We start from the raw sequence: 6,659 nt of genomic DNA on the forward strand, positions 1-6,659 counted from the left end.
AACCAAACGGCGCGCCATCCCTGAACAGCGCTACCCGCCAGCAATCATCCCCAATTGTCCAATCCAGACCAGCATCACAACCCGTCCAGACCACCAACACCGCCTCAGCGCCGCCGGTGAGGGAGTATTTACGGATCGGCGTCGGGGGCCGCAAGAGGTTTTTCGGGGGATCGTCACATTTTTTTCGTGTTGCCTGTTTCTTTCACAAAATCTTGGGGTTAGCGCCGCCGACGACACTACTTTCAACGTCGACGGCTTGCGCGAAGGATCAGTCCCGGCCTGAAAAAAGGCATCGGCAACGGTTATCCACGGACTTGTCCCCAGAATCCGTGCGGAATGCGCGGCAGGAAGCGCATCTTGCACGGGGTCGTCCTCACAACAGGTTCCGGCAACGCCCGATCAGCCGCATCGTCGCAAACACCCGGACACGAGCGTGACAGACCAGCATTCCCGGTGATCGGTGGTGCCGGTTCGGTCATACCCCCGCGTGTCGTCGCCCATGCCGAAATTGCAGTGGCGGCCCAGTCCCCTGCCCAGCCCTCGCTCCACGCAACGCCCTTGCCGGGCTTGGCGCCTTGGCTCAGCTTGATCTCGAACATCTTGACTTCGGGGCGCCTTGCCACTTCGCGCAGCTTGTCGTCGCTCAGGTTTCCCGCAGCATCACGCACACCAAATTTCGCCGTGCCGATCTGAAAGACGATGTCACAGCCGCCCTCAAGGTGATAGGGTGCCAGGCCGCCCTCGCCGGTGTTCAGCCAGATGCCCGCACGTCTTGCGCCCCGCGACAGTGCCCGCACCGCAGGCTTCGAGATCGCGCCGTAAGACATACCCGAGATGTTGAAGATCGATGGCGCCATGTACGGTTCACGGCAATACGGCCCGACAACCATCGGCTCCGTCGAGGCGTACTGATCGTCAAGCGGAGGAAAGACGGCATTCATGAAGATCGGCGTGCCCGGGATGTTCAGGTTGCGGGTAGAGCCGAAGGCCACCGTATTCCCCTTGGCCTCGGCAGCATTGTAGACCCAGTTGCGCTGCGCTCGGTTGAAAGGCATCTCCTCGCGATCCATCGCAAAGAAATACTGCCGGAAGAACTCGCCCAAGGTCGTGAAAAGACCACGGAACCGACCGATCACCGGGTAGTTGCGCCGGATCGCGTCGCCGGTCTGGGCGTGATCGATGGCGAACAGAAGCAGGACAACCAGGAACAGCACGCCAAGGAACAGCGCGAAGGCCCCCGCCATGACCTGCAAAGCGTAATAGGCCCACCCCATGGCGCCGACTCCCTGCCTGCCCTAGTTGACCTCAATCAAGGAGACCGCATTCACCCTCGTTAGAGTGGACGCGCAGGGGGCATCTTGCAAGCCCGTGCCTAAATCACAGGGAGGAGATCATGAAAACACTTTTCGCCGCCGCCGCGTTGGCAATGGCCGCCACTTCGGCCGGGGCAGAGGGGATCGTCACCTACACCGTGGACCAGAGCTTTGACGACGTGGTGTTCGGGCTGGAAAATGCCGTGATCGGCCAGGGCCTCGTCATCGACAGCGTCAGCCATACCGGCGACATGCTGGAGCGGACGAAGGCCGATGTCGGCTCGGACGTCACGATCTTTCTCAAGGCGGATATCTTCAGTTTCTGCTCGGCCGCGCTGTCGCGCAAGGCGATGGAGGCCGATCCTATGAACGTGCAATTCTGCCCCTACGGTATCTTCGTGCTGCAGATGCCCGACAGCCCCGACCAGACCACGATCGGCTTTCGCCAATTCCCCGAAGGTCCGATGAAAGAGGTCGAGGCGCTTCTGGACGGGCTGGCACGCGAGGCCGTCGGGATGAACTGAACGTTGTGCCGAACTCACGGATTTTCAAACGAAATCAACGCATCTTGATGTGACTTCGTGCCGGTGCCCGGCCTGGGGCGCCGCGCCACGGTGTCAAACGGGATCGGCGGAAATCCCCGCTCATCCAGTCGCGTCTTCCTTGCGTGTCCCGCAACGACCCGATAGACGGGGTCGTATGAATAACAAAGAAGGGAACCATCTCATGCTTCGCAGAACCTTCATGGCGATGACCGCTGCCACGATGCTGTCCACGCCCGCCCTCGCGGATGACCACATGGCCAAGGACATCGTGGCCATTGCATCCGGGTCCGATCAGTTCACCACCCTCGTGGCGGCCGTGAGCGCTGCGGGCCTTGTCGAAACGTTGCAGGGCGAGGGTCCGTTCACCGTCTTCGCCCCAACCGACGATGCCTTTGCCGCATTGCCCGAGGGCACGGTCGCATCGCTGCTCGAGCCCGAGAACCGTGACCAGCTTGTCGCGATCCTGACCTATCATGTGGTGCCCGGCAAGGTGATGTCGGGCGATCTGAGCGACGGGATGACCGCGACCACGGTGCAGGGGTCTGACGTGACCATCGGCACCGAGGGCGGCGTCACGGTGAACGGTGCGAATGTCACCGCCGCCGATATCGAGGCCAGCAATGGCGTGATTCATGTGATCGACGCCGTGATCCTGCCCGAGGGCTGATGCAAACGGAACGCCCCGCAGGCGGTGAACCTGCGGGGCGTGTCCCCTGGACGGGGCGTGGGCTCAGTGCAGAACCGCGTCCTCGGGCTTGGGCCGGTGCGAGCCAACCACCCGATCGCCGATGATCAGCCCATCGGCCCCCGCGGTGACATGCAGTACTTCGCCGTCCCGCACCTCGCCGGCCAGGATCATCTCGGCCAGTCGGTCCTGAAGGCTGCGCTGGATCACCCGTTTCAGCGGCCGCGCGCCATAGATCGGGTCATAGCCCGCATCCGCCAGCCACTGCTCGGCATCCGCATCGAGGTCGAGCGCGATGTTCCGCGCTGCCAGCCGCGTCTGCAGACGCCGCAACTGGATCTCGACGATGCCGGTCATGTCGGCACGGCTCAGTCGGTCGAACACCACCATCTCGTCCAGTCGGTTCAGGAATTCGGGGCGGAAATGCATCCGCACCGCCTCCATCACGTCGGCCTTGGCCGCGCTGGCATCCGCATCCTCGGGCAGCTGGCTCAGCGCCTGGGATCCCAGGTTCGAGGTCAGCACGATCAGCGTCTGCTTGAAATCGACCGTGCGGCCCTGACCGTCGGTCAGCACCCCGTCATCCAGCACCTGCAACAGCACGTTGAAGACCTCAGGATGCGCCTTCTCGACCTCGTCGAACAGAACCACCTGATAGGGGCGACGCCGCACCGCCTCGGTCAGGACGCCGCCCTCGTCATAGCCGACATAGCCCGGCGGGGCGCCGATCAGACGGCTGACCGCGTGCTTCTCCATGAACTCGGACATGTCGATGCGCACCATCGCCTGATCGTCGTCGAACAGGTATTCGGCGACCGCCTTGGTCAGTTCCGTCTTGCCGACGCCCGTGGGGCCCAGGAACAGGAAGCTGCCCAGCGGCCGGTTCTCGTCGTTCAGCCCGGCGCGGGCGCGGCGCACGGCATTCGCCACCGCGGTCAATGCCTGGCGCTGGCCGATCACGCGCTTGCCCAGTTCCTCTTCCATGCGCAACAGCTTCTCGCGCTCGCCCTCCAGCATCTTCGAGGTCGGGATGCCGGTCCAGCGTTCCACGACCTGCGCGATCTGTTCGGGGCCAACGGCCTCCTCGACCAGAACGTCGTCCTCCCTGGCCTCGGCCTCGGCAAGCTGGCGCTCAAGCTGCGGGATCACGCCATAGGACAGTTCCCCGGCACGCGCGAGGTTCCCTTCGCGCTTGGCGTGGTCCAGTTCCGCCCGCGCCCGGTCAAGCTGTTCCTTCAGATCGCGCGCACTTTCCAGCTTGTCGCGTTCGGCCTGCCATTTCGCGGTCATCTCGGCCGATTTCTGGCTCAGGTCGGACAATTCCTTTTCGAGCTTCGCCAGCCGCTCCTTCGAGGCCGCGTCATCCTCCTTTTTCAGCGCCTCGGCCTCGATCTGCTTTTGCAGGATGTCGCGGTCGAGCGCGTCCAGTTCCTCGGGCTTGGAATCCACTTCCATCCGCAGGCGGCTGGCGGCCTCGTCCATCAGGTCGATGGCCTTGTCGGGCAGGAACCGGTCGGTGATGTAGCGATGCGACAGCGTCGCCGCCGCCACCAGCGCCGAGTCCGAGATGCGCACGCCGTGGTGCAGTTCGTATTTCTCCTTGATGCCGCGCAAGATCGACACCGTGTCCTCGACGGTCGGTTCCTCGACGAACACGGGCTGGAACCGGCGGGCGAGTGCGGCATCCTTTTCCACATGCTTGCGGTATTCATCCAGCGTGGTCGCGCCGACACAGTGCAGCTCGCCCCGGGCCAGTGCGGGCTTGATCAGATTGGCGGCATCCATCGCGCCTTCGGATTTGCCCGCGCCGACCAGCGTGTGCATCTCGTCGATGAACAGGATGATCTCACCGGCCGCCGCGGTGATCTCGCTCAGGATCGCCTTGAGCCGTTCCTCGAACTCGCCGCGATATTTCGCCCCCGCGATCAGCGCCCCCATGTCCAGCGCCATCAGCCTCTTGTTCCTGAGGCTTTCGGGCACGTCGCCATTCACGATCCGCAGCGCCAGCCCCTCGGCGATGGCGGTCTTGCCAACGCCGGGTTCACCGATCAGAACGGGGTTGTTCTTGGTCCGGCGGCTGAGCACCTGCATCGCGCGGCGGATTTCCTCGTCGCGGCCGATGATCGGGTCGATCTTGCCCTGTTCGGCCATCTCGGTCAGGTCGCGGGCGTATTTCTTGAGCGCCTCGTAACCTTCCTCGGCACTGGCCGTATCGGCGGTGCGGCCCTTGCGGATGTCGTTGATCGCGGTGTTCAGGTTCTGCGCCGTGACCGCACCGGCATCCAGCGCGTCCTTGGCCTTGGACGACACCATGGCCAGCGCCATCAGGACGCGCTCGACCGGCACGAAACTGTCGCCCGCCTTTTTCGCCAGTTTTTCGGCCTCGTCCAGCACGCGGCCGGTGCTCTGGTCCAGATAGGTCTGGCCCGCATCGCCCGAAACCTTGGGCATCTTTGCCAGCGCGGCATCGACCGCCTCGACCACACGCTCGGGCGCGCCGCCCGACCGGCGGATCAGGTTGGAGGCCATCCCCTCGGGATCATCCAGCAGTGCCTTGAGCAGATGTTCGGGGGCAAGCCGCTGGTGGCTTTCGCGCATCGCGATGGTCTGGGCCGCCTGCAGGAATCCGCGCGACCGCTCCGTGAACTTTTCCAGGTTCATCGGTTCTCTCCTTTGCCAAAGCGCCCGTCGCTCGCGGTGCCTGACCGGCAGCACACCCTTCGTCACGGGCCTCGACCGTAGATGTGGGAGATGGCCCAACCCGTTGCAAGGGCGCCACAGCGCATTGCCGCGCTGGACCTGTCGCGGCCTGCGGCCTAGGAAGGCGCGAGCCGATGGAGGATCCGACATGCCCGATGACCGCCTGATCGTTGCCCTCGATGTGCCCGACGCCCATTCGGGGCTGGAGCTTGCCAACCGGATCGGCGACGCGGCCGGTTTCTACAAGATCGGGCTGGGGATGCTGACGGGTGGCGGGCTGGCGCTTGCGCAGGAACTCAAGGACGAACATGGCAAGCGCATCTTCCTTGACATGAAGCTGTTCGACATCGGCGCGACCATCGAGGCGGCGGTGCGCGGGCTTGCGCGCTTCGATCTGGATTTCCTTACCGTTCATGGCGACCCCCATGTGGTGCGCGCGGCGCGCGAGGGGGCGGGCGGATCGGACATGAAGATCCTTGCTGTCACGATCCTGACCTCGCTCGACCGCGCCGATCTGGATGCGGGCCTGATCCGGCCGGGCGACATGGTCGAGATCGTGGCCGAGCGCGCCGCGCGGGCCTTTGCGGCAGGGGCCGATGGCGTCATCGCCAGCCCGCAGGAGGCCGCGATGATCCGCGCGCTGCCCGGTGCGGCGGGGCGGCTGATCGTGACGCCGGGGATCCGGCCCGCGGGCGCTGATCTGGGCGATCAGAAGCGGGTGGCAACCCCGGCCCGGGCGATTGCCGATGGCGCGGATCATATCGTGGTCGGCCGTCCGATCTGGCAGGCCGCCGATCCGCGAGCCGCCGCGCTGGCAGTTCAGGCAGAGCTGGCCTGAACGCTCAGTCCTCGTTGATGTCGCGATCCCAGAGCTTGACCTGGCCCTTGCGCACGCCCAGCACGGCCCGCAACCCCAGCCATGCGACCAGCGAGACAAGCGCAAAGATCAGCACCAGCCAAGGCAGGCCCGCCGCAAGCCCCAGCCACAGGCCAAGCCCCACCGCGGCCGCCCCGATGGCGAAGCCGATGAAGACATAGCTCGGCACCAGAACCTCGAGGATCGCAAGCACCACCGCGGCCGAAAGCCAGACCCACCAGGTCGTCGCCAGCATCAGCCCCGCCCCTTGAGCATTTTGAACGCATCGGCAAAGGCATCCATCGCCTGCGCGGGCAGGATGATGGTTTGCTTGCCCGGCCCCTGTCCGACGGCGGTCAACGCCTCGACCTGCTTCAGCGCCACCTGATATTGCGCCGCCTCGATCCCGTTCTCGGCCAGCGCCTGGGCCACGATCTGGGTAGCGTAAGCCTCTGCCTCGGCGGTGATGCGGCGGGCCTTGGCTTCCTGCTCGGCGGCGTAAAGCTCGGCATCCGCCGCCAGTTCCACCGCCCGCTTGCGGCCCTCGGCCTCGGTCACGG

At 64.9% G+C, this 6,659-nt stretch carries 6 protein-coding genes and 2 pseudogenes; 4 read left to right on the forward strand and 4 right to left on the reverse strand.

The window, feature by feature from the left end; genetic code table 11:
* Window positions 1-283 (forward strand): hypothetical protein (locus tag ENN83_RS04535; protein ID WP_287184544.1); only part of this gene is annotated, 283 nt, incomplete at its 5' end.
* A gap of 271 nt (window positions 284-554) precedes the next feature.
* Here the strand turns inward: ENN83_RS04535 and ENN83_RS04540 are convergent.
* A pseudogene (locus tag ENN83_RS04540) lies at window positions 555-1,274 on the reverse strand (glutamate synthase-related protein); the annotation flags it as partial.
* A 119-nt stretch (window positions 1,275-1,393) separates the two neighbouring features.
* On the opposite strand from ENN83_RS04540, the gene ENN83_RS04545 reads away from it, so the two are divergent.
* Both ENN83_RS04545 and ENN83_RS04550 read left to right on the forward strand, forming a co-directional pair.
* Window positions 1,394-1,837, forward strand: a complete 444-nt coding sequence (locus ENN83_RS04545) for a DUF302 domain-containing protein (protein WP_287184547.1) — start codon at window positions 1,394-1,396, stop codon at window positions 1,835-1,837.
* Window positions 1,838-2,039: 202 nt separating this feature from the next.
* The gene (locus ENN83_RS04550) at window positions 2,040-2,525 is read left to right on the forward strand and encodes a fasciclin domain-containing protein (RefSeq protein ID WP_287184550.1); all 486 of its coding nucleotides are present in this window, start codon (window positions 2,040-2,042) and stop codon (window positions 2,523-2,525) included.
* 63 nt (window positions 2,526-2,588) lie between these two features.
* Here ENN83_RS04550 and clpB read toward each other — a convergent pair whose 3' ends face one another.
* Entirely contained in the window at window positions 2,589-5,204 is a 2,616-nt protein-coding gene (clpB, locus tag ENN83_RS04555) for an ATP-dependent chaperone ClpB (protein ID WP_287184553.1), read from the reverse strand.
* A gap of 187 nt (window positions 5,205-5,391) precedes the next feature.
* On the opposite strand from clpB, the gene pyrF reads away from it, so the two are divergent.
* Window positions 5,392-6,081 (forward strand): orotidine-5'-phosphate decarboxylase, encoded by a 690-nt coding sequence (pyrF, locus tag ENN83_RS04560; RefSeq protein WP_287184558.1) that lies wholly within the window; start codon window positions 5,392-5,394, stop codon window positions 6,079-6,081.
* 4 nt (window positions 6,082-6,085) lie between these two features.
* On the opposite strand, the gene ENN83_RS04565 is transcribed toward pyrF, so the two are convergent.
* Complete coding sequence (locus ENN83_RS04565) at window positions 6,086-6,355, reverse strand: NfeD family protein (protein ID WP_253087495.1); 270 nt, start codon at window positions 6,353-6,355, stop codon at window positions 6,086-6,088.
* Window positions 6,355-6,659, reverse strand: a pseudogene (locus ENN83_RS04570) (SPFH/Band 7/PHB domain protein); the annotation flags it as partial. The pseudogene ENN83_RS04570 and the gene ENN83_RS04565, both read right to left, overlap by 1 nt.

This window comes from Rhodovulum sp., from assembly GCF_011048875.1.
Classification (GTDB): Bacteria; Pseudomonadota; Alphaproteobacteria; order Rhodobacterales; family Rhodobacteraceae; genus Rhodovulum; species Rhodovulum tesquicola.